We start from the raw sequence: 23061 nt of genomic DNA, 5'->3' as shown, positions 1-23061 counted from the left end.
CCCGGCCCGGACCGCCACGGTCGGGAAACCGGGGTCGTAACGGCAGGGAAACCGGGGCCGTAACGGCCAGGAAATACGGACGAACCGCGTCCGTCACGCGCTCCCGTCAGGCTCAGGACCCATGGACGAGCAAGAACACGGCCCCCTCGCCGGGCCTCTCGCGGGCTTCACCGTCGGCGTCACCGCGGCACGGCGCGCGGACGAACTCATCACGCTGCTGCGCCGGCGCGGTGCCACCGTCGTCCACGGCCCCGCCCTGCGGATCGTGCCCCTCGCCGACGACGCCGAACTCCTCGCCGCGACCAGGGAGCTCGTCGCCCGCGCCCCCGACGTCGTGATCGCCACCACGGCGATCGGCTTCCGGGGGTGGATCGAGGCCGCCGAGGGCTGGGGGCACGGGGAGGAACTGCTCGCCGTCCTGCGGGGCGTCGAACTCCTCGCCCGGGGGCCGAAGGTCAAGGGGGCCGTACGGGCCGCCGGGCTCAGCGAGTCCTGGTCGCCGTCCTCGGAGTCCATGGCCGAGGTCCTGGACCGGCTCCTCGCCGAGGGGGTGGCCGGCCGCCGGATCGCGCTCCAGCTGCACGGGGAGCCGCTGCCGGGCTTCGTGGAGGCGCTGACGGCGGGCGGGGCGGAGGTCGTCGGCGTTCCCGTGTACCGCTGGATGCCGCCGGAGGACCCCGTCCCCCTCGACCGGCTGCTCGACGCGGTCCTCGCCGGGAGCCTGGACGCGGTGACCTTCACCAGCGCCCCGGCGGCCGTCTCGCTGCTCGCCCGGGCGGGGGAGCGGGGGGCGCGGGAGGAGGTCGTCGCGGCGCTGCGGCACGGCGTGCTCGCGGTGTGCGTGGGGCCGGTGACCTCGCTGCCGCTGCAGGCGGAGGACATCGCCACGTACCAGCCCGAACGGTTCCGGCTCGGCCCCCTCGTCCAGGTCCTCTGCACCGAACTGCCCGCCCGCGCCCGGGTCCTCCCGGTCGCCGGACACCGCCTGGAGATCCGGGGCCACGCGGCCCTGGTGGACGGGGTCCTGCACCCCGTCCCGCCCGCCGGGATGGCCCTCCTGGGGCTCCTCGCCCGTCGCCCCGGCTGGGTCGTTCCCCGGGCCGAACTCCTCCGCGCCCTGCCGGGTGCCGGGCGCGACGAACACGCGGTGGAGACGGCGATGGCCCGCCTCCGGACCTCCCTCGGCGCCCCGAAGCTGATCCAGACCGTGGTCAAGCGCGGCTACCGGCTGGCCCTGGACCCGGCGGCGGAGGACAAGTACGACGGGTAGGGCCGGGACTCCGGGGGCGGGTGCGGACCCGTACGGGCCGTAGGGGCCGTACGACCCCTGCCGGGTCCCACCCGGGTCCCGTGCGACCACTACGGGTCTGTGGGGGCCTGTAGGGGTCGTACAGGCCCCTACGGCCCCTGGGGGCCCGGCCCCGGTCCCGTACCGCCCGACGGCTCCCGGCCGTCCTCCGTCCACGACCGCAGCTTCTCCGGGTTGCGGACCACCCAGATCCGGGAGACGCGGCCGTCGGCGACGTCGAACGAGGCCACGGTCACGACGGACCCCTCCCGCACGGCCACCAGCCCCGGCGCGCCGTTGACCGACCGTTCCAGGAGCCGGAGCCCCGGGGCCCGGTCGGCGATGCCCACCATGTACCGGGCGATGTCCGCGCCGCCCTCGACCGGGCGGAGGGCGGCGCCGGCCAGACCGCCGCCGTCGGCGGTCATCACGGCGGCCGGGTCGAGGAGGGCGACGAGGGCCGCGATGTCCTTGTTCTCCCACGCCTCCCGCACGCGCCGTACCGCGCCGGTCCGCCCGGCCGCCGCGGGGGCGGGCGCCGCGCCCGCCCGCCGCCGGGCGGAGGACGCCAGCTGCTTGCAGGCCGCCGGGGAGCGGTCGAGGACGCCGGCGATCTCGGCGAAGGGGTAGCGGAAGACGTCGTGCAGGACGAACGCCACCCGCTCGGCGGGCGTCATCGACTCCAGGACCACGAGGAAGGCCATGGACACCGACTCGTCCAGGACCATCTGGTCGGCGGGATCGGGAGGGCCCACGGGGACGGTCCCGCGGCCGCGGCCCCACTCGGCGCGGTCGGGCAGCGGTTCGGGCAGCCACGCGCCGACGTAGCGCTCGCGCCGGGCCCGCGCCGAGCCGAGCACGTCCAGACAGACGCGGCCGGTCACCGTCGTCAGCCAGGCGCCGGGGGACAGGACCTCCCCCCGCCGGGCCGGCGGCAGCGCGTACCAGCGCGCGTACGCCTCCTGCACGGCGTCCTCGGCCTCGGCCAGCGAACCGAGGAGCCGGTAGGCGACGTTGAGCAGCCGCCGCCGCTCACCGGCCACCACGCCGTCCGTCTCCCCGCTCCCGGTCTCTTCCGTGCCCCCGGCCGGCACGGCACCCCCGGCCGTCCCCCCGCTCCCGTCCGTCCCCACGCTTCCGTCCGCCCCCTCGCCTTACCTTTCGCGGGCCCGTCTCGTCGGACCCGCGAGACCTTATCGACCCACTGCCCCCGGGCAGAACGGAGGGACCGTCACATGGCCACCCAGACGACGGCGACGGCGACGGCACGGCACGGCTTCTCGTTCCTGCGGTGCTCGATCGCCCTGCAGACCCTGACCATCTTCGTCCAGGCCGTCTCCGCCGGGCTGCTCCTGACCACGTCCTACGGGGAGACGCTGCACAGCGTGGGAGCCCGCGTGACGTACGGGGCGACGATGCTGTACCTGCTCGCGGCGGTACTGGCGTGGAAGCCGGGCGGCGGCTCCCTCCGGCCCGTCCGGGACGCGTCCGGCTTCCTCCTCCTGGCCTCCGCCCAGGTCGTGCTCGGCATCGCGCACGTGCCGTCGGTCCACCTCCCGCTGGGCGTCCTGATGTTCGGCCTGAGCGTGCTGGCCCTGGCACGCCGCTGAGGCCCGGCCGGGACACCGGGCCGTGCCCCGCCGCGTCCGTCCGGGGCGGCGGGGCCCGTTACCGTACGCGGATGACCACCGAAGGACCCCGCATCCGGCCCGCCACCCCCGCCGACGCCCCCGCCCTCGCCCGGGCGGTGACGCGGAACCGGGCGTACATGAAGCCCTGGGAGCCGTACCGGCCCGAGCGGTACTACACGACCGAGGGGCAGGCCGAGCGGATCGCGGACGGCGGGGCGCGGTGGTTCGCCGTCGAGGGCGACGAGATCGTGGGCGTCGCCACGCTCTCCGGGATCGTCCTCGGCCCCCTTTGCAGCGCCTCCCTCGGCTACTGGGTCGATCCGGACCACGCCGGCCGGGGCCTCGCCACCGCCCTCCTGGAGGAGGCGTGCCGGGCCGCCCGCGAGGAGCTGGGGCTGCACCGGGTCGAGGCGTGCACCCTCCTCGGCAACCACGCCTCCCAACGGGTCCTCGCCAAGGGCGGTTTCGCCCGCGTCGGCACCGTGCCGCGCTACCTCCACATCGACGGGGAGTGGCGCGACCACCACCTGTTCCAGCGGCTGCTGCACGACGACCCGCCGCCCGGTGTTCCCGTTCCGGGAGATCCGGCCTGACACGGGGTCTCCGGTGGCGTACGCTCGACGGCTGCCCAGTGCACGTGAGAAGGGGGCCTTAGGTGGCCGCGCAGGAAGCCGTGGACACGGTCAGGGACCGTGAGATCGGTGTCGAGCAGGAACATCTTGACCGGGTCTACCGACGGCTGGAGGAGAAGATCCACGAGGCGGAGTTCCTGATGAACGACGCCGCCCAGCGCGGCCAGGTCGGCACGCCGGGCGCCCTCGCCGAACGCGACGCCCAGGTCTTCCGGGCCGGCATCCACCTCAACCGGCTCAACAACGAGTTCGAGGACTTCCTCTTCGGCAGGATCGACCTGCTGGACGGGAAGGACGGGAAGAAGGGTCCCGACGGGGCCTACACCTCCGTCGAGCCCGCCGACGACGCGGTGCGCCCGGATGGCACCGCCGACATCGGGGAGACCCTCCACATCGGCCGCATCGGGGTCCTGGACTCCGACTACGCGCCGCTCGTCATCGACTGGCGGGCCCCCGCCGCCGCGCCCTTCTACCGCTCCACGCCGGTCGACCCCGGCCGGGTCGTGCGCCGCCGGGTCATCCGCTCCAAGGGCCGCCGGGTCCTCGGCGTCGAGGACGACCTCATGCGCCCCGAGCTGAGGGCCTCCCTCGACGGGCACGAGCTGCCGGTGATCGGCGACGGCGCCCTGATGGCCGCCCTCGGCCAGGCCCGCGGCCACACCATGCGGGACATCGTCGCCTCCATCCAGGCCGAGCAGGACCTCGTCATCCGGGCGCCCGCCGCCTCCGTGACGTACGTGGAGGGCGGCCCCGGCACCGGCAAGACGGCCGTGGCCCTGCACCGGGCCGCGTACCTGCTCTACCAGGACCGGCGGCGGTACGCGGGCGGCATCCTGATCGTCTCCCCGACCCCGCTCCTCGTCTCGTACACCGAGGGCGTCCTGCCGTCCCTCGGCGAGGAGGGGCAGGTCGCGATCCGCGCGGTCGGCTCACTCGCCGACGAAGCCTCCGGCGTCGGGGCCACCGCCTACGACGACCCGGCCGTCGCCCGGATCAAGGGCTCCTCCCGCATGCTCGCGGTGCTCCGCAAGGCCGCCAGGGGCGCCCTGGAGACCCCCGCCCCCAAGGCCCGGCCCGAGCCGGGGGAGGACGCCGGCCGGGCCCCCGCCGGCACCCCGACCCGCCTGCGGGTGGTCGCCTTCGGGCGCCGCCTGGAGCTGGAGGCCGAGGAGCTGCGGCGCATCCGCCACAACGTCCTCGGCGGCACCGCCCCGGTCAACCTGCTCCGCCCGCGCGCCCGCCGGCTGCTCCTCGACGCGCTGTACGCCAAATCCGGCGCGGCCGGCCGGCACAGCGACCCCGAGCTCGCCGCCGAGCTGCGTTCCTCCTTCGACGAGGACGTCTCCACCGAGGACTCCTTCCTCTCCTTCCTCGCCGCCTGGTGGCCCGAGCTCACCCCCCGGCGGGTCCTGGACGCGATGGCCGACGAGCGGCGGCTCGGCCGCTGGGCCCGCGGCGTCCTCAACCCGGGCGAGGTGCGGCGGCTCGCCCGCTCCCTGCGCCGCCCGGAGCTCTCCGTCCACGACGTGGCCCTCCTGGACGAGCTGAACACCCTGCTCGGCGCCCCGGCCCGGCCCCGCAGGCGGCGGGAGTACGACCCGCTGGACCAGCTCACCGGCCTGGAGGAGCTGATGCCGGTGCGGGAGGAGACCCAGCGCGAGCGGGCCGAGCGGCTCGCGGCGGAGCGCACCGAGTACGCCCACGTGATCGTGGACGAGGCGCAGGACCTCACGCCCATGCAGTGGCGGATGGTCGGGCGGCGCGGCCGGCACGCCACCTGGACGGTGGTCGGGGACCCGGCGCAGTCCTCCTGGTCGGACCCGGACGAGGCCGCCGCGGCCCGGGACGAGGCGCTGGGCTCCCGGCCGCGCCGCCGTTTCGAGCTGACCGTGAACTACCGCAACCCGGCGGAGATCGCCGAGCTGGCCGCCCGGGTCCTCGCCCTCGCCATGCCGGGCAAGGAGTCGCCGCGCGCGGTCCGCTCGACGGGGGTCGAACCCCGCTTCGTCGCGGTCCCGGAGGAAGCCGGGACGGCGGATCTGGCCGAAACGGTACGTTTCGAGGCGCGACGACTGCTCGACCAGGTGGACGGAACGGTCGGCGTCGTCGTGGCCATGAAGCGGCGCCAGGAGGCCGCCCGCTGGCTCGCGGACCTGGGCGACCGGGTGGTGGCGCTCGGTTCCCTGGAGGCGAAGGGCCTGGAGTACGACGCGACGGTCGTCGTCTCGCCGGCGGAGATCGCGGACGAGTCCCCGGCCGGCCTGCGGGTGCTGTACGTGGCGCTGACCCGGGCGACGCAGCAGCTCACGGTGGTCGCGGCGGCCGGCGACCTGCCGGACGCGGCGGGGGTGCCGGACCTGTTGAGGGACTGATCCGGTCCGCCCCGCGGGGCGGTGGCGCCTCCGTCGGGCGGCGCGGCCCCCGTGCCCACGGCGGGCCGCGCAGACGATTTCGAGTCAACCTGTGGCGCTGGGATCACTTGCCCGAGTGGTTTGTTAGCCTGGAGGTGACACCGGCTCGATCCAAGCCCCCGGGCCCAACCTTCGTCCCTCAGAGGGACCACTTGCCGCGAGGCGAGCATGGCGGGCCGGTGTCACCCTCAAGCGTGATGGCTTCGTACGCGTCCACGAGGCCGAGGCCCTCGTCACCCCGGTGGCGAGGGCCTCTTCTGTTTCCCGGCTACTTCTCGTATGGTGGAAACTACTTTCCGAAAACAAAATGACCGCATTACCTGCTACTGACAGGTAGGTGCGACCATCGGAGGGCGCCGCCGGGCAACCAGCCGGGGCGGGCGTAGCAATGAAGCTCAGGGAAAGCAGAGGAACTCGGCCATGGCAACGGCGCCCAGCGTCTCGTACTCGATGACGGTCCGGCTGGAGGTTCCCGCGAGCGGGACCGCGGTCTCCCAGCTCACCACGGCGGTGGAGTCGTCCGGCGGTTCCGTCACCGGCCTCGACGTGACCGCCTCCGGCCACGAGAAGCTCCGGATCGACGTCACCATCGCCGCGACCTCCACGGCCCACGCGGACCTGATCGTGGAGCAGCTGCGGGGCATCGAGGGCGTCGTCCTCGGCAAGGTCTCCGACCGCACGTTCCTGATGCACCTCGGCGGCAAGATCGAGATGGCGTCCAAGCACCCCATCCGCAACCGTGACGACCTCTCCATGATCTACACCCCCGGCGTGGCCCGGGTGTGCATGGCGATCGCCGAGAACCCCGAGGACGCCCGCCGCCTCACCATCAAGCGCAACTCCGTCGCGGTCGTGACCGACGGCTCCGCCGTCCTCGGCCTCGGCAACATCGGCCCCATGGCCTCCCTGCCGGTCATGGAGGGCAAGGCCGCCCTCTTCAAGCGCTTCGCCGGCATCGACGCCTGGCCGATCTGCCTCGACACCCAGGACACGGACGAGATCGTCGCGATCGTCAAGGCGATCGCCCCCGGCTTCGCGGGCATCAACCTGGAGGACATCTCCGCGCCGCGCTGCTTCGAGATCGAGGCCCGGCTGCGCGAGGCCCTGGACATCCCCGTCTTCCACGACGACCAGCACGGCACCGCCATCGTCGTCCTCGCCGCCCTCACCAACGCCCTGCGCGTGGTGGGCAAGGGCGCCGGTGACGTCCGGGTCGTCATGTCCGGCGCCGGCGCGGCCGGCACGGCCATCCTGAAGCTCCTCCTGGCGGCGGGCGTCAAGCACGCCGTCGTCGCCGACATCCACGGCGTCGTGCACGCGGGCCGTGAGGACCTGGTCGCGGCCCCGGCCGACTCGCCGCTGCGCTGGATCGCCGACAACACCAACCCCGAGGGCGTCACCGGCACCCTCAAGGAGGCCGTCGTCGGCGCGGACGTCTTCATCGGCGTCTCGGCCCCGGACCTGCTCGGCGCGGAGGACGTCGCCGCCATGGCGGACGGCGCCATCGTGTTCGCGCTCGCGAACCCGGACCCGGAGGTCGACCCGGCCGTCGCCCGGCAGACCGCCGCCGTGGTCGCCACCGGCCGCTCCGACTTCCCCAACCAGATCAACAACGTCCTGGTCTTCCCGGGTGTCTTCCGCGGCCTTCTCGACGCCCAGTCCCGTACGGTCAACACGGAGATGATGCTGGCGGCGGCCGAGGCCCTCGCCGACGTGGTCACCGAGGACGAGCTGAACCCGAACTACATCATCCCGTCGGTCTTCAACGACAAGGTCGCGGGCGCGGTCGCGGGAGCGGTCCGCGCCGCGGCGAAGACGGCGGCGGCGGGCACGGTTCCGGCCGAGCGCTGACGGCGCGTCGCGATTCGCGGTGGCGTAAACCCGCCTTTAGGGTTGCTTTTCGGCTCCGCTCGGTTTCCGCGGGGTCGACAGAACGTCACCGCCAAGGGTTCCCGGTGTTTTCCGTGTGATCCGAGGGGGTGCCGGATTGGCGTTCCCGCCGCTGGTGGGGGCAGGATGCGTGTTTGGGCGCGAGGGTCTGTCCATGTGACCCGGGTCCGGGGACTGTCCGAGAGCCCTGGCAGCATCGGCTTCGCTGTACCCAATCGCGCGGCTTCCGCCGCGTGGCACGCCTCACAGGCAAGAAGAACACGGGAGTAACAACATGAACCGCAGTGAGCTGGTGGCCGCCCTGGCCGACCGCGCCGAGGTGACCCGCAAGGACGCCGACGCCGTGCTGGCCGCTCTCGCCGAGACCGTCGGTGAGGTCGTCGCCAAGGGCGACGAGAAGGTCACCATCCCCGGCTTCCTGACCTTCGAGCGCACCCACCGTGCCGCTCGCACCGCTCGTAACCCGCAGACCGGCGACCCGATCGACATCCCGGCCGGCTACAGCGTGAAGGTCTCCGCGGGCTCGAAGCTCAAGGAAGCCGCCAAGGGCAAGTAAGGCGGCCTGCAGGCGCTGAAAGGGCGGCCACCCCTCCGGGGGTGGCCGCCCTTTCGTTCGCCCCCGGAGCGTCCGTTACCGGCCCCGGGGGCCGCCGGACCCCCCGCACGGCCCCACGCGGGCGCGTACGGCCCCGTACGGGCGCACGGGCGCGCACGGCCCCCACACGGGCGCGTACGGCTTCGCGCCGGCCGCAGGGCCCGCCGTGCGCGCGATCCGGCCCCGTACGCGCGAAAGGGCCCGGTCCCGTACGGCTCCACCCGCGTGGAGCCGTACGGGACCGGGCCCGCCCGCCGGGGCCGCTAGACCAGCGCGCTGCCCGGCAGCTCGACCTTGGCGCCCAGCTCGATCAGCTTCTCCATGAAGTTCTCGTAGCCGCGGTTGATCAGCTCGATGCCGTGGACCCGGGAGGTGCCCTGGGCCGCGAGCGCCGCGATCAGGTACGAGAAGCCGCCGCGCAGGTCGGGGATGACCAGGTCGGCGCCCTGGAGCCGGGTCGGGCCCGACACGACCGCCGAGTGCAGGAAGTTCCGCTGGCCGAAGCGGCAGTCGGAGCCGCCCAGGCACTCGCGGTACAGCTGGATGTGCGCACCCATCTGGTTGAGCGCGGAGGTGAAGCCCAGCCGCGACTCGTACACCGTCTCGTGCACGATGGAGAGGCCGGACGCCTGCGTCAGGGCCACGACCAGCGGCTGCTGCCAGTCGGTCTGGAAGCCGGGGTGCACGTCCGTCTCCAGGGCGATCGCGTTGAGCGAGCCGCCCGGGTGCCAGAAGCGGATGCCGTCGTCGTCGATCTCGAAGGCGCCGCCGACCTTCCGGTACGTGTTGAGGAAGGTCATCATCGAGCGCTGCTGGGCGCCGCGCACGTAGATGTTGCCCCCGGTGGCCAGCGCCGCCGACGCCCAGGAGGCCGCCTCCAGGCGGTCCGGGAGCGCCCGGTGGGTGTAGCCGTCGAGCCGGTCGACACCGGTGATCCGGATCGTCCGGTCGGTGTCCATGGAGATGATCGCGCCCATCTTCTGCAGGACGCAGATCAGGTCCTCGATCTCGGGCTCCACCGCCGCGTTCGACAGCTCGGTGACGCCCTCCGCGAGCACCGCCGTGAGCAGCACCTGCTCGGTCGAGCCGACCGAGGGGTACGGCAGGCGGATCTTGCAGCCGCGCAGGCGCTGCGGGGCCTCCAGGTACTGCCCGTCCGCCCGCTTCTCGATGGTGGCGCCGAACTGCCGCAGCACGTCGAAGTGGAAGTCGATGGGCCGCCCGCCGATGTCGCAGCCGCCCAGACCCGGGATGAAGGCGTGGCCGAGGCGGTGCAGCAGCGGGCCGCAGAAGAGGATCGGGATGCGGGACGAGCCGGCGTGGGCGTCGATGTCGGCGACGTTCGCGGATTCGACGTGCGTCGGGTCGAGGACGAGCTCGCCGGGCTCCTCGCCCGGGCGGACCGTCACGCCGTGCAGCTGGAGCAGGCCGCGGACCACCCGGACGTCACGGATGTCGGGCACGTTGCGCAGGCGGCTGGGGCCGCTGCCGAGCAGGGCGGCGACCATCGCCTTGGGCACGAGGTTCTTCGCGCCGCGGACGCGGATCTCGCCCTCCAGCGGGGTGCCGCCGTGGACGAGCAGTACGTCGTGACTGTCTGTGCCGGTCATGAATCTCGCGTTCCGAAAGTGGGTCCGACGGGTGGCCAGTGAAAAGAGTAAGGGGCCGTGGGACCCCTTTCGGGTGGGTCGGGGGGCCTGCCAGACGTAATGAATTCGGCACAACACCCTCTGTTGGCGCGATCTTGCGGAGTGTCACCGTCCGGTTCTCCCGGCGGCCCGTCCGCCCGTCCGCTCCCCTCCCCTCTGAGCTGCGGCGGGTTCCCGTCTTCCCGCGTTCCCGCGTCCGACGCGCCCCGCGCGCGCCGAAGATGCGGGATCATGGGTCGCATGACCGAGGTGTCCTCGCTCACAGGACGGCTGCTCGTGGCCACCCCCGCCCTCGCGGACCCGAACTTCGACCGCGCGGTGGTCCTGTTGCTCGACCACGACGACGAGGGTTCGCTCGGCGTGGTCCTCAACCGGCCGACGCCGGTGACCGTCGGCGACGTCCTCGCTCCCTGGGCGGACCTCGCGGGCGAGCCGGGCGTCGTCTTCCAGGGCGGCCCCGTCTCCCTCGACGCGGCCCTCGGCATCGCCGTGATCCCCGGCGACGAGGGCCCGCTCGGCTGGCGGCGGGTGCACGGGGCGATCGGCCTCGTCGACCTGGAGACCCCGCCCGAGCTGCTCGGACCGGCGCTCGGCGCGCTGCGGATCTTCGCCGGGTACGCGGGCTGGGGCCCCGGCCAGCTGGAGTCCGAGGTGGGCGAAGGGGCCTGGTACGTGGTCGAGTCGGAGCCCGGTGACGTCTCCTCCCCGGAGCCCGGGACGCTCTGGCGGCAGGTGCTGCGGCGGCAGCGCGGCGACCTCGCGATGGTCGCGACGTATCCGGACGACCCGTCACTCAACTGAGGCGACGGACCCGTCCGGCCGGGGCGGGGAGGGGGCGTCCCCTCCTCCGCGGAAGAGCGGGCTCCGGGAGTTCGGAAGGGTGGGCGTCTGTCCGAAGGTGGGCGCGATGCGTACGATAATCCGACCCTCCTGAAGCCCACGAGGCGCGTCGGTGCGCCCAGACGATCAGAGATGACCACGTGTCTGTCATAACCGCTGCCCGGAACGGCCGGGTCTCGAAGCGGGTGCCCGCCGAAAACGCCGGCGCCGTGCTGCCCACCCGCCTCGACTCGCTGACGAGTCTGAGGTTCTTCGCGGCCTTCGCCGTGTTCGCCCACCACTTCACCGGAGTGGGCAACAAGACGGGTTACGGCACGGCTCCGTCCATCTTCCCGTACTCGGAGATGGGCGGTCACGGTGTGACCTTCTTCTTCGTCCTCTCGGGTTTCCTGATGACCTGGGTGTACAAGCCGCACGAGCACCCGATCGCCTTCTACATACGCCGGGTGGCGCGCATCTGGCCGGCGACCCTGGTCGCCGCCGCGCTCGCCTACTACGTCTTCTACTTCCGGGCCGACCAGGCCGTGGAGTGGAAGTCGTTCATCGCCTCGGTCTTCCTCGTGCAGAACTGGCTTCCCGAGGCCACCCCGACGCTTCCCGGCAACCCGGTGACCTGGACCCTCAGCGTCGAGATCCTCTTCTACGCCCTCTTCCCGCTGCTCGCCCGCTTCATCGTCCGGATGCGCACCCCGCTCCTCGTCGCGCTGACGATCGCCGGCCTGGTCGGCATGTGGGCGGTCAACTGGTGGGCCTTCGACAGCCTGGCCCCCGCGACGGCCCGCTGGGTCATGCGCCACCCCGTCGTCTACCTGCCGCAGTTCCTCCTCGGCATGACGGTCGCCCTGCTGCTCCGCCGGGGCTTCCGGGTCCCGCTGCGCCCGATCGTGCCGCTGGCGCTGCTGGCGGCCTACGTCTACGGCTACTTCACGCTGCGCGCGCACCTGTCCGCCGCCTACGACGCGCAGCTCGACTACACCCTGCGGCCCACCGTCGCCCTGCTCGCCGCACTGATCATCGTCGCCTTCGTGCAGCGGGAGGCCGCCGGACACCGCGGCATCCTGAACAAGAAGCCGCTCATCCTGCTCGGCGTGTGGTCGTACGCCTTCTACCTGCTGCACCACTCGGTCATCCGCCTCTCCATCTACGAGTGGGGACGGGTCCCGGACAAGGACTCGGCGCTCTTCTCCATGCTCGGCATGGGCCTCGTCGTCCTGGCGCTGTCCTGGGTGCTCTACCGCTTCGTGGAGGAGCCCGCCAACCGCTGGCTGGTGCGGCGCATCCCCGCCCGCTGGAAGCCCGCGCCCCCCGCGACCCCGGCCACCCGTTGAGCACCGCCCTCGGGGCACCGGTTCCCGTGTCCGCGTGGGTACCCTTGGGTCCCATGAGCACTCTCGAGCCCGAGCGCGGGGCAGGTACGGGAACCCTCGTCGAGCCGACGCCGCAGGTGTCCCACGGTGACGGCGACCACGAGCGCTACGCCCATTACGTCCAGAAGGACAAGATCATGGCGAGCGCGCTCGACGGCACGCCCGTCGTGGCGCTGTGCGGAAAGGTCTGGGTGCCGGGGCGCGACCCCAAGAAGTACCCGGTCTGTCCGATGTGCAAGGAGATCTACGAATCCATGGGCGCCGGCGGCGACAAGGACAAGGGCGGCAAGGGCGGCAAGGACAAGTAGGGCGGGTCCTGGCGCCGGGAAGACCCGGTGACGGCCCCCGTCGTGCGCGCTTCGGCGCGTGCGGCGGGGGCCGTTCCGTTTTCGTCGCGTTCCTCCCCTTCCCCGTTGCGCAGGGTGCTTCCGCCGGTCACGGAGTGGTCGAGACCTCTTGTCGGCCCGCCCGGAGCGCGCCTAACCTCACGCGTGTTGTGCAGCACGAAACGGCCATTGCGCATGTTGCAACGCACGTACCTGGAGGGGTCCCGTCATGAAGCTTTCCGCCCTCCCCCGAGCTCTCGGCCTCGCCCGAGCAGGGGGCACCCCCGTCACCGCCGCCGTCACCGCGCTCCTGCTGGCCGGGCTGACCGCCACCGCCTGCGCGCCCCAGACCTCGGACGGGAAGGCCACGACGGACGAGAAGAGCGGCACCCTGCGCGTCTGGCTCTTCCAGGAGGTGAGCAACAAGCCCAAGGAGCAGGCCGTCCGGCAGGCCGTCGCCGCCTTCGAGCAGCGCAACGCGGGCGCGAAGGCCGAGGTCGAGTACATCCCCGTCGAGACCCGCGCCCAGCGCGTCAAGGCCGCCTTCAACGACCCGAAGTCGGCCCCCGACCTCATCGAGTACGGCAACACCGACACCGCCGGATACGTCAAGGACGGCGGCCTCGCCGACATCAGTGCCGAGTTCGCCGCCTGGGACGAGGCCAAGGACACCGACCCCACCGCCCGCCGGTCCGTCACCGTCGGCGGCAAGGTCTACGGCGCCCCGTTCTTCGTCGGTGTCCGCGCCCTCTACTACCGCACCGACGTCTTCCGGGACCTGGGCCTGACGGCCCCCAAGACCCAGGCCGAACTCGTCGAGACGGCCAAGAAGATCCGCAAGGCCCGGCCCGAGCTGTACGGCATCGCCGTCGGCGGCGCCTACACCTACGGCGCCATGCCCTTCGTCTGGGCCGCCGGCGGCGAACTCGCCACCGAGCGGGACGGCTCCCACAAGGCCGCCGTCAACAGCCCGGACGCCCTCAAGGGCATCGCCACGTACACCTCGCTCTTCGGCGACGACAACTGTCCGGCCGCCAAGTGCGCCCAGATGGGCGGCAACGCCACCGTCACCGCCTTCGCCTCCGGCAAGGCCGGCATGGCCATCGGCGGCGACTTCAGCCACGCGGCCGTCGAGGCCGGCGCGGTGAAGGGCAAGTACGCCGTCGTCCCGCTGCCCGGCACCACCCCCGGCTCGATCGCCCCCGCCTTCGCCGGCGGCAACAACATCGGCGTCCTCAGGAGCACCTCGCACCGCACCCTCGCCGTCGACCTCCTCAAGTCCCTCGCCGGCAAGGAGGCCCAGGGCCGGCTCTTCGACGCGATGGGCTTCCTGCCCACGTACGCCGACGTGCGCGCCGACGCCGCCCGGCGGCAGCCCTTCGTGAAGCCCTTCACCGACACCCTCGCCGCGGGCACGAAGTTCGTCCCGGCGTCCCCCGGCTGGGGCGAGATCGACGCCTCCCTCGTGCTGCCCACGATGTTCCAGGAGATCGTCAGCGGCCGTAAGGACGTCGAGGCGGCGGCGGACGACGCCGCGAAGAAGATGGACGCGGTCTTCGCGTCGGCGGGCTGATCCGCATGACGACCCCGCTCGTCCCGCCCGTCGAGAAGCGGCCCGGAGCGGCCGCGGGCCCTCCGGCCGCGAGCCCCGCGCCCGCGGTCCGGGGCCCCCGGCGCCCCGGCGCCTGGACCCCCTGGCTGTACCTGCTGCCCGCCCTCGTCGTCCTCGGCGCGCTCCTCGTCTACCCCGTCTACCAGCTGGGCCTGATCTCCTTCCTGGAGTACACCCAGGCCCAGGTCAGCGGCGGCGAACCCACCTCGTTCCAGGGGTTCGGGAACTACGCGGCGCTCTTCTCCGATCCCCAGTTCCGGCAGGTCCTCCTCGCCACCGTCGTCTTCGCCGCCGTCTGCGTCGTCACCACGCTCGCCGTCGGCTGCGCCCTGGCCGTGCTCCTCACGCGCGTGCGCGCGCTGCCCCGGTTCGTCCTGATGACGGCCGCGCTCGGCGCCTGGGCCACCCCCGCCGTCACCGGCTCCACCGTCTGGGTCTTCCTCTTCGACCCCGACTTCGGCCCCGTCAACCGGCTCCTCGGGCTCGGCGACTTCTCCTGGACGTACGGGCGGTACAGCGCCTTCGCCCTCGTCCTCCTCGAAGTCGTCTGGTGCTCCTTCCCGTTCGTGATGGTCACCGTCTACGCGGGCATCAGGGCCGTCCCGACCGAGGTCCTGGAGGCCGCCGCCCTCGACGGCGCCTCGCAGTGGCGGATCTGGCGCGCGGTCACGGCGCCGATGCTCCGGCCCATCCTGGCCGTCGTCACGATCCAGTCGATCATCTGGGACTTCAAGCTCTTCACCCAGATCTACGTGATGACGAACGGCGGCGGCATCGCCGGCCAGAACCTCGTCCTCAACGTGTACGCCTACCAGAAGGCGTTCGCCTCGTCCCAGTACAGCCTGGGCTCGGCGATCGGCGTCGTCATGCTGCTGATCCTGCTGGCCGTGACGCTCGTCCACCTGCGCCTGCTGCGACGCCGGGGAGAAGAACTGTGAGCGCCCTCCGCACACCGCGCGTCCGGCGCCCCGGACGCCTCGCCGCCGAGGCCGTCACCCTCCTCGTCGCCGCCGCCGTCGCCTTCCCGCTGTACTGGATGGTCCTCTCGGCCCTCAAGCCGGCCGGCGAGATCCAGTCCGCGCACCCGCGCCCGTGGACGCTCTCGCCGTCCCTGGACTCCTTCCGGCGCGTCCTCGAACAGCAGGACTTCGGCCGCTACTTCCTCAACTCGCTGCTCGTCGCCGTCACGGTCGTCCTCGCCTCCGCGGTCATCGCCTTCCTCGCGGCGACCGCCGTCACCCGGTTCCGCTTCCGGTTCCGGACGACGCTCCTGATCATGTTCCTGGTCGCGCAGATGGTGCCGGTCGAGGCGCTGACCATCCCCCTGTTCTTCCTCATGCGGGACTTCGGGCAGCTCAACACCCTCGGCTCGCTGATCCTGCCGCACATCGCGTTCTCCCTGCCGTTCGCGATCTGGATGCTGCGCGGCTTCGTCAGGGCGGTCCCGGAGGCCCTGGAGGAGCAGGCGCAGATCGACGGCGCGAGCCGCACCCGGTTCCTGTGGCGGATCCTCTTCCCGCTGGTCTTCCCGGGCCTGGTCGCCACCAGCGTCTTCTCGTTCATCTCCACCTGGAACGACTTCCTCTTCGCGAAGTCGTTCCTCATCAGCGACACCTCGCAGTCGACCCTGCCCATGGCCCTGCTCGTCTTCTTCAAGCCCGACGAGAACGACTGGGGAGGCGTCATGGCCGGCTCGACCGTGATGACCGTCCCGGTGCTCGTCTTCTTCGTACTCGTACAGCGCCGCCTGGTCTCGGGACTCGGCGGGGCGGTGAAGGACTGACGCGATGACCGGTTCCACGGACCTGATCCCCGCACCCCTGTCGGCCGGGCGCCGGGGCGGCGCCCCCGGGCGCGTCACGCTCGACGGGCGGACCGCGCTCGACGCCGGACCCGGCACCGGGGGCACCGCCCGCTGGCTCCGCGCCGCCCTGGGCGCCGCCACCGGGCTGCCGTTCCCCGACGGGACGGGCGAGCGCGCCGTACGCCTCCGGATCAGCGAGGAGGTGGCGCGGGAGCACGGCCCCGAGGGCTACCGGCTGACCACCGGGGACCCCGGCGCCGCCGTCCTCGTCGAGGGCGGCGGCCCCGCCGGGGTGTTCTGGGGCGCCCAGACCCTCCGCCAGCTCCTCGGCCCCGACGCGTACCGCCGGGCGCCCGTGTCCGGCGGGCCCTGGGACCTTCCGCACGTCACGGTCGAGGACCGGCCCCGGTTCGGCTGGCGCGGCCTCATGCTCGACGTCGCCCGGCACTTCGCGCCCAAGGACGACGTGCTGCGCCTGATCGACCTCCTCGCCGCCCACAAGCTCAACGTCCTCCACCTCCACCTCACCGACGACCAGGGCTGGCGCGTCGAGATCCGGCGCCACCCGAGGCTCACGGAGGTCGGCTCCTGGCGGGCCCGCACCAAGTGGGGCCACCGGGCCTCGCCGCTGTGGAACGACACCCCGCACGGCGGGTTCTACACCCGGGACGACATCCGCGAGATCGTCGCGTACGCCGCCGAGCGGCACGTCACCGTCGTCCCCGAGATCGACCTGCCCGGCCACGCGCAGGCCGCCCTCGCCGCCTACCCCGAACTCGGCAACACCGACGTCGTGGACACCGCCGCCCTCGCCGTCTGGGACACCTGGGGCGTCAACCCGAACGTCCTCGCCCCCACGGAAGCCGTCCTCCGCTTCTACGAGGGCGTCTTCGAGGAGGTCCTGGAGCTCTTCCCGTCCCCCTTCGTGCACGTCGGCGGCGACGAGTGCCCCAAGGACCAGTGGAAGGCGTCCCCGGCCGCCCGGGCCCGCATCGAGGAGCTGGGCCTCGCCGACGAGGACGAGCTGCAGTCCTGGTTCATCCGCCACTTCGACCGCTGGCTCGCCGCCCGCGGACGCCGCCTGATCGGCTGGGACGAGATCCTGGAGGGCGGGCTCGCCGAGGGCGCGGCCGTCTCCTCCTGGCGCGGCTACGGGGGCGGGATCGCCGCCGCCGAGGCCGGCCACGACGTCGTCATGTGCCCCGAGCAGCACGTCTACCTGGACCACCGGCAGGCGCCCGGCGAGGACGAGCCGGTGCCCATCGGGTACGTCCGCACCCTGGAGGACGTCTACCGCTTCGAGCCCGTTCCGCCGGAGCTCTCCGAGGAGGCCGCCGCCCACGTCCTGGGAACCCAGGCCAACGTCTGGACCGAGGTCATGGAGAACCGTTCCCGCGTCGACTACCAGGTCTTCCCCCGCCTCGCCGCCTTCGCCGAGGTCGCCTGGTCCGCGCTCCCCGCCCCGGAGGCCCGCGACTACACCGGTTTCGAACGCCGCATGGAGACCCACTACCGGCGCCTGGACGCCCTCGGCGTCGACTACCGGCCGCCCGCCGGGCCGCTGCCCCGGCAGCGCCGGCCCGGAGTCCTCGGCCGGCCCCTGGAGGGGATGCCCCCGAACGTGTGAGGGTCCCGGCGGCCCCGTCACCCGGGAGCGGCGCTCCCGCCGCCGGGGAGGGGCCGTCCCTGCCACCGGGGCGGGACGGTCCCCGGCATCCGGGGGCGACGAAACGGAAGTCACCGCCCTCAAAGGGATGTTCCGGACGAAACAGTCCTTCGCGGACCCTCGCGCCGGACGGCTCCGAAGATGTGCCAGAGTTGCCACGTCCGGCCTGTGAGCACGTACGGTACGCCCACACGCAGGCGCGACGGCCGGGCGACAGTCGGGGTCCGCCGGGACACCGGGAAGGGGCAGCGGGTTGACCACGCACGCACCACAGACGGCGCAGTCCGTGACGCTGCCCGCCTCGCTCGACGAGGCCGTGGCGGCCCTCACGGCCAGGCCGGACGCCATTCCGGTCGCGGGCGGCACCGACCTGATGGCCGCCGTCAACCAGGGCCGTCTCCGGCCCGCGGGACTCGTCGGCCTGGGCCGCGTCAACGAGATCAGGGGCTGGCAGTACCAGGACGGCCACGCCCTCCTCGGCGCGGGCCTCACCCACGCCCGGATGGGCCGTCCCGACTTCGCCGCCCTCATCCCGGCCCTCGCCGCCGCCGCCCGCGCCGCCGGGCCGCCCCAGATCCGCAACGCGGGCACCCTCGGCGGCAACGTCGTCACCGCCGCGCCCACCGGCGACTCGCTGCCCGTCCTCGCCGCCCTGGAGGCCGACCTCGTCGTCCTCGGGCCGCAGGGCAGCCGCGAGATCCCCGTCTCCCACCTGCTCGCCGGGCGCGACCTGCTCGCCCCCGGCGAACTCGTGGGCTTCGTCCGGGTGCCGCTGCTCCACGCCCCCCAGGTCTTCCTCAAGGCCACCGGCCGCACCGGCCCGGCCCGCGCCACCGCCTCCGTCGCGGTCGTCCTCGACCCGGCCCGGCGCGGGGTGCGCTGCGCCGTCGGCGCCGTCGCGCCGATGCCGCTGCGCCCGCTGGAGGCCGAGCGCTGGATCGCCTCCCTCGTGGACTGGGACAACGACCGGGGGCTCGCGCCGGAGGCGCTGACGGCGTTCGGCGAGTACGTCGCCGCCGCCTGCGTCCCGGACCCGCAGGGGGGCGGGCAACTGCCCCCCGCCGTACTGCACCTGCGGCGCACCGTCGCCGCACTCGCCCGACGGGCACTGGGGAGGGCACTCGCGTGAGCAACGACGAACAGCACGGCAACCAGGGCGGCTGGGAGCCGATCCCGCAGAGCGAGGGGTACGACGGCGACGCGACCGCCTTCGTGCAGCTGCCGCCCGACTTCATGCTGGACGGCGTGCCCCTGGAGGCGCCCGGTCACGGTTACGTGCCGCCGATGATCACCCCCCTCCAGCCGCTCACCCCCGCCCCGGCGACCGATCCGGCGGCCACGGGCGGCTGGACGGCGCACCCGTCGGCGGAGGCGGACCGGGACCCGTCGCGGGACGGGTACTTCGGGCAGGAGCAGGAGCCCCGGGGGTTCGGGGAACTCCAGGGATTCGAGGAGCCCCGGTCCTTCGAGTCGCCGGGGCCCTTCGGGCAGCCGGACTTCTTCGAGCCGTCGCGGTCCTTCGGACAGGACCGGAGCGAGGACCGGGACCAGGATCAGGACCGGGGCCAGGACTTCGGGCCGAGCGGGGGCTTCGAGTACTTCGAGCAGGGCGGGCGCCCCGACCGGGCCGGGTACGGCGACGGAGACCCGCACGCGACGGCCGAGTGGCGCTTCGCCGAGGAGGCGGGGACGGCGGGAACGACGGAGCCCGCACCGGGGCCGGGCGCCACGGGACAGTGGGAGTTCCCCGTCGAGGAGGCGGAGGAGCGGGGCGGGTTCGCCGCTCCGGTGCCGCCCGCCGCGCCCCCTTCGTACGACGGCGCCCCGGCGACCCTGCCGGGCGGCGCGCCCGCGCCCTGGGCCCTCCCGGGTGAGCCGGTGCCCGGCGCCCCGGAGGCCGTGCCCGCGGACATCCCCGCGCCCGTGCCTGTGTCCATGGACACGGACACGGACACGGAGGCGGACGGGAGCCCGGAGGCCGCCGACGGGGAGGCGGACCCGGCGGAGGCGTACGGCCCGGACCCGGAGCACGGCGAGGACGCCCCGGGAACCGATGCCGGTCTCCGCGCGGAGACCGCCCCCGACCAGGGCCCCGGCCCCGGCGCGGAGCCCGCTCCCGGGACCGGCGCGGACGGCGTTCCCCCGGCGGGGGCCGTTCCCGGCGCGGACGCCGCACCCCGTACGGAGACCGTCCCCGGCGCGGACGCCGCACCCCGCGCGGAGACCGTCCTCGACACGGACGTCCCGGACGCGGACGTGCCCGGCGCGACCGCCTCCGCCGTGCTCCCCGCCGCACCGGGGACCGGGGCGTCCACCGACGGCGACGAACACCCCCACACCTCGTACTCCCTGCGGGTCAACGGGGTGGAGCGGCCCGTCACCGGCTCCTGGATCGGGGAGTCGCTGCTCTACGTCCTGCGCGAGCGGCTGGGGCTCGCCGGGGCCAAGGACGGCTGCTCGCAGGGCGAGTGCGGCGCGTGCAACGTGCAGGTCGACGGCCGCCTCGTCGCCTCCTGCCTGGTGCCCGGCGCGACCGCCGCCGGGAGCGAGGTCCGGACGGTCGAGGGCCTCGCGGTCGACGGGGAGCCCTCCGACGTGCAGCGGGCCATGGCCACGTGCGGCACCGTCCAGTGCGGCTTCTGCATCCCCGGCATGTGCATGACCGTGCACGACCTCCTGGAGGGCAACCACGCCCCCACCGAGCTGGAGACCCGCCAGGCGCTCGCCGGCAACCTCTGCCGCTGTTCCGGCTACCGGGGCGTGCTCCAGGCCGTCCGGGACGTCGTCGCCGAGCGCGAGGCGAGTGCCGCGGCCCACGCATCCGAGGGCGCCGACGGCGCCCGTGTCCCGCACCAGATCCCCCACCCGCACGACGGAGGCATGGCGTGAGCAGCGACGCGATCACCGCCGCTCCCACGGTCCCGGACGGACCCGGACCCCTCGGACCGGAGCCGACCGCCCACGGCCTCGGCACCTCGCTCCCGCAGGCCGAGTCCCGGGCGAAGACCGAGGGCACCTTCCCGTACGCCGCCGACCTGTGGGCCGAGGGCCTGCTCTGGGCGGCGATCCTGCGCTCCCCGCACCCGCACGCCCGGATCGTCTCGGTCGACACCACCGCCGCGACCGCCATGCCGGGCGTGCGGGCCGTGGTGACGGCCGCCGACGTGCCCGGCGCGGCCACCTACGGGCGCCGGGTCGCCGACCGGCCCGTCTTCGCCTCCGACCTGGTCCGGCACCACGGCGAGGCCGTCGCGGCCGTCGCCGCCGACCACCCCGACACGGCCCGGCTCGCCGCCGCCGCGATCGGCGTCGAGTACGAGGTCCTCGAACCGGTCACCGACCCGGAGAAGGCGTTCGAGGCCGAACCCCTGCACCCCGACGGGAACCTGATCCGGCACATCCCGCTCCGCTTCGGCGACCCGGAGGCCACCGGCGAGGTCGTCGTCGAGGGCCTGTACCGGATCGGGCGGCAGGACCCTGCGCCGATCGGCGCCGAGGCCGGCCTCGCCGTGCCCCGCCCGGACGGGGGCGTGGAGCTGTACACGGCCTCCACCGACCCGCACACCGACCGCGACCTGGCCGCCGCCTGCTTCGGCCTGACGCCCGAGCAGGTCAAGCTGGTCGTCACCGGGGTCCCGGGCGCCACCGGCGACCGCGAGGACCCGGGCTTCCAGATCCCGCTGGGCCTGCTCGCGCTGCGCACCGGCTGCCCCGTCAAGCTCACCGCCACGCGCGAGGAGTCGTTCCTCGGCCACGCCCACCGCCACCCCACCCTGCTGCGCTACCGGCACCACGCGGACGCGGAGGGGCGCCTGGTGAAGGTGGAGGCGCAGATCCTGCTCGACGCGGGCGCGTACGCCGACTCCTCGTCCGAGTCGCTCGCGGCGGCCGTCGCCTTCGCCTGCGGCCCGTACGTCGTCCCGCACGCCTTCGTGGAGGGCTGGGCGGTCCGCACGAACAACCCGCCCTCCGGCCACGTGCGGGGCGAGGGCGCCCTGCAGGTGTGCGCGGCGTACGAGGCGCAGATGGACAAGCTGGCCGCCAAGCTGGGCGTGGACCCGGCCGAGCTGCGCCTGCGGAACGTCATGGCGACCGGTGACCTCCTGCCCACCGGCCAGACGGTGACCTGCCCGGCCCCGGTGGCCGAACTGCTCACCGCCGTACGGGACTTCCCGCTCCCCCCGCTGCCCAAGGACATCCCGGAGGGCGAGTGGCTGCTGCCCGGCGGCCCCGAGGGCGCGGGCGAGCCCGGCGCGGTGCGGCGGGGCGTGGGCTACGCGCTCGGCATGGTCCACATGCTCGGCGCGGAGGGCACCGACGAGGTCTCCACGGCGACCGTGCGGGTCATGGACGGCGTGGCCACGGTCATCTGCTCGGCCGTGGACACCGGTTCGGGCTTCTCGACGCTCGCCCGGCAGATCGTGCAGGACACCCTGGGCGTCGAGGAGGTCCACGTCGCCCCCGTCGACACCGACCAGCCGCCCGCCGGACCGGCCGCCCACGGCCGGCACACCTGGGTGTCGGGCGGGGCCGTCGAACGGGCCGCGAAGATGGTCCGCACGCAGCTCCTCCAGCCCCTCGCCCACAAGTTCGGCATGTCGACGGAGCTGCTCCAGATCGCCGACGGCAAGATCACCTCGTACGACGGCGTGCTGTCCACGACGGTCACCGAGGCGCTCGACGGCAAGGAGCTGTGGGCCACCGCCCAGTGCCGCCCCCACCCCACCGAGCCCCTGGACGACGAGGGCCAGGGCGACGCCTTCGTGGGCCTCGCCTTCTGCGCGATCCGGGCGGTCGTGGACGTGGACGTGGAGCTCGGCTCCGTACGGGTCGTGGAGATGGCCGTCGCCCAGGACGTCGGCCGCGTCCTCAACCCGGCGCAGCTCGCCACCCGGATCGAGGCGGGCGTCACCCAGGGCGTCGGCGCGGCCCTCACGGAGAACCTGCGCACCGCCCGCGGCCTGGTCCGGCACCCCGACTTCACCGGCTACGCGCTCCCGACCTCCCTGGACGCCCCGGACATCCGCATCGTGAAGCTGGTCGAGGAGCGGGACGTGGTGGCCCCCTTCGGCGCCAAGGCCGCGAGCGCGGTCCCTGTCGTCACCTCGCCCGCTGCGGTGGCCTCGGCGGTCCGCGCGGCGACCGGCCGCCCGGTCAACCGCCTCCCGATCCGCCCGCAGGCGGCGGTGGCGGCCACCCCGTAGGGACCGGACACGGCGACGGGCCCCGCCCCGGGGGGGCCGGGGCGGGGGCGGGGGCGGGGGGGGGCGGGGGGGGGGGCCCCGCCCCAACAACATTGTGAACGGGGCCACATATACACCAGGCCCCCCCAGCACGCCGGGGACGGGCC

Annotated in this window: 18 protein-coding genes; 16 read left to right on the top strand and 2 right to left on the bottom strand. The window is 73.9% G+C overall.

Annotated features, from left to right (window positions below):
* Positions 1 to 121 precede the first annotated feature (121 nt).
* Positions 122 to 1270: a uroporphyrinogen-III synthase gene (locus ACFYZY_RS07780; protein WP_388690516.1), complete on the top strand. Its 1149-nt coding sequence runs from the start codon at positions 122 to 124 to the stop codon at positions 1268 to 1270.
* A gap of 128 nt (positions 1271 to 1398) precedes the next feature.
* On the opposite strand, the gene sigJ is transcribed toward ACFYZY_RS07780, so the two are convergent.
* Positions 1399 to 2334 carry an RNA polymerase sigma factor SigJ gene (gene sigJ / locus ACFYZY_RS07775; RefSeq protein ID WP_388690513.1) on the bottom strand — a complete coding sequence of 312 codons (936 nt, stop codon included), beginning with the start codon at positions 2332 to 2334 and terminating at the stop codon, positions 1399 to 1401.
* Between the two features lie 189 nt (positions 2335 to 2523).
* Here sigJ and ACFYZY_RS07770 point away from each other — a divergent pair, with 189 nt between their 5' ends.
* From ACFYZY_RS07770 to ACFYZY_RS07750, 5 genes are all read left to right on the top strand, one after another.
* On the top strand, positions 2524 to 2898 hold the full coding sequence (locus ACFYZY_RS07770) for a hypothetical protein (protein ID WP_388690511.1): 375 nt from the start codon (positions 2524 to 2526) through the stop codon (positions 2896 to 2898).
* Positions 2899 to 2969: 71 nt separating this feature from the next.
* Complete coding sequence (locus ACFYZY_RS07765; RefSeq protein ID WP_388690508.1) at positions 2970 to 3512, top strand: GNAT family N-acetyltransferase; 543 nt, start codon at positions 2970 to 2972, stop codon at positions 3510 to 3512.
* Between the two features lie 62 nt (positions 3513 to 3574).
* Positions 3575 to 5923: a HelD family protein gene (locus ACFYZY_RS07760; RefSeq protein ID WP_388690505.1), complete on the top strand. Its 2349-nt coding sequence runs from the start codon at positions 3575 to 3577 to the stop codon at positions 5921 to 5923.
* A gap of 459 nt (positions 5924 to 6382) precedes the next feature.
* Positions 6383 to 7813, top strand: coding sequence for an NAD-dependent malic enzyme (locus tag ACFYZY_RS07755; protein WP_388690502.1), 1431 nt, complete (start codon positions 6383 to 6385; stop codon positions 7811 to 7813).
* Positions 7814 to 8126: 313 nt separating this feature from the next.
* Complete coding sequence (locus tag ACFYZY_RS07750; protein ID WP_015033921.1) at positions 8127 to 8408, top strand: HU family DNA-binding protein; 282 nt, start codon at positions 8127 to 8129, stop codon at positions 8406 to 8408.
* A 302-nt stretch (positions 8409 to 8710) separates the two neighbouring features.
* Here ACFYZY_RS07750 and murA read toward each other — a convergent pair whose 3' ends face one another.
* Positions 8711 to 10057 (bottom strand): UDP-N-acetylglucosamine 1-carboxyvinyltransferase, encoded by a 1347-nt coding sequence (gene murA / locus ACFYZY_RS07745; protein WP_388690499.1) that lies wholly within the window; start codon positions 10055 to 10057, stop codon positions 8711 to 8713.
* A gap of 279 nt (positions 10058 to 10336) precedes the next feature.
* On the opposite strand from murA, the gene ACFYZY_RS07740 reads away from it, so the two are divergent.
* The 10 genes from ACFYZY_RS07740 (at position 10337) to ACFYZY_RS07695 (ending at position 22915) form a co-directional block, all read left to right on the top strand.
* Positions 10337 to 10897 carry a YqgE/AlgH family protein gene (locus ACFYZY_RS07740; RefSeq protein ID WP_388690496.1) on the top strand — a complete coding sequence of 187 codons (561 nt, stop codon included), beginning with the start codon at positions 10337 to 10339 and terminating at the stop codon, positions 10895 to 10897.
* A 179-nt stretch (positions 10898 to 11076) separates the two neighbouring features.
* A complete protein-coding gene (locus ACFYZY_RS07735; protein WP_388690493.1) occupies positions 11077 to 12264 on the top strand; it encodes an acyltransferase family protein in 1188 nt (395 codons plus the stop codon).
* 53 nt (positions 12265 to 12317) lie between these two features.
* Positions 12318 to 12611, top strand: a complete 294-nt coding sequence (locus tag ACFYZY_RS07730) for a DUF3039 domain-containing protein (RefSeq protein ID WP_388690490.1) — start codon at positions 12318 to 12320, stop codon at positions 12609 to 12611.
* A gap of 328 nt (positions 12612 to 12939) precedes the next feature.
* Complete coding sequence (locus ACFYZY_RS07725) at positions 12940 to 14202, top strand: extracellular solute-binding protein (RefSeq protein ID WP_388690639.1); 1263 nt, start codon at positions 12940 to 12942, stop codon at positions 14200 to 14202.
* 5 nt (positions 14203 to 14207) lie between these two features.
* On the top strand, positions 14208 to 15179 hold the full coding sequence (locus tag ACFYZY_RS07720; protein ID WP_388690487.1) for a carbohydrate ABC transporter permease: 972 nt from the start codon (positions 14208 to 14210) through the stop codon (positions 15177 to 15179).
* Entirely contained in the window at positions 15176 to 16024 is an 849-nt protein-coding gene (locus ACFYZY_RS07715; RefSeq protein WP_388690484.1) for a carbohydrate ABC transporter permease, read from the top strand. The genes ACFYZY_RS07720 and ACFYZY_RS07715 overlap by 4 nt, the downstream gene beginning before the upstream one ends.
* Before the next feature lie 4 nt (positions 16025 to 16028).
* Positions 16029 to 17672, top strand: coding sequence for a beta-N-acetylhexosaminidase (locus ACFYZY_RS07710; protein ID WP_388690481.1), 1644 nt, complete (start codon positions 16029 to 16031; stop codon positions 17670 to 17672).
* 292 nt (positions 17673 to 17964) lie between these two features.
* Positions 17965 to 18840 carry an FAD binding domain-containing protein gene (locus ACFYZY_RS07705; RefSeq protein WP_388690478.1) on the top strand — a complete coding sequence of 292 codons (876 nt, stop codon included), beginning with the start codon at positions 17965 to 17967 and terminating at the stop codon, positions 18838 to 18840.
* Positions 18837 to 20600, top strand: a complete 1764-nt coding sequence (locus ACFYZY_RS07700; protein WP_388690475.1) for a 2Fe-2S iron-sulfur cluster-binding protein — start codon at positions 18837 to 18839, stop codon at positions 20598 to 20600. Before ACFYZY_RS07705 ends, ACFYZY_RS07700 begins: the two co-directional genes overlap by 4 nt.
* Positions 20597 to 22915 carry a xanthine dehydrogenase family protein molybdopterin-binding subunit gene (locus ACFYZY_RS07695; protein ID WP_388690472.1) on the top strand — a complete coding sequence of 773 codons (2319 nt, stop codon included), beginning with the start codon at positions 20597 to 20599 and terminating at the stop codon, positions 22913 to 22915. Before ACFYZY_RS07700 ends, ACFYZY_RS07695 begins: the two co-directional genes overlap by 4 nt.
* Positions 22916 to 23061 lie beyond the last annotated feature (146 nt).

Source organism: Streptomyces sp. NPDC001744 (genome assembly GCF_042892575.1).
Classification (GTDB): domain Bacteria; phylum Actinomycetota; class Actinomycetes; order Streptomycetales; family Streptomycetaceae; genus Streptomyces.
Note: the sequence above shows the minus strand (reverse complement) of the source record. Positions and strands in the feature narration are given on the sequence as shown.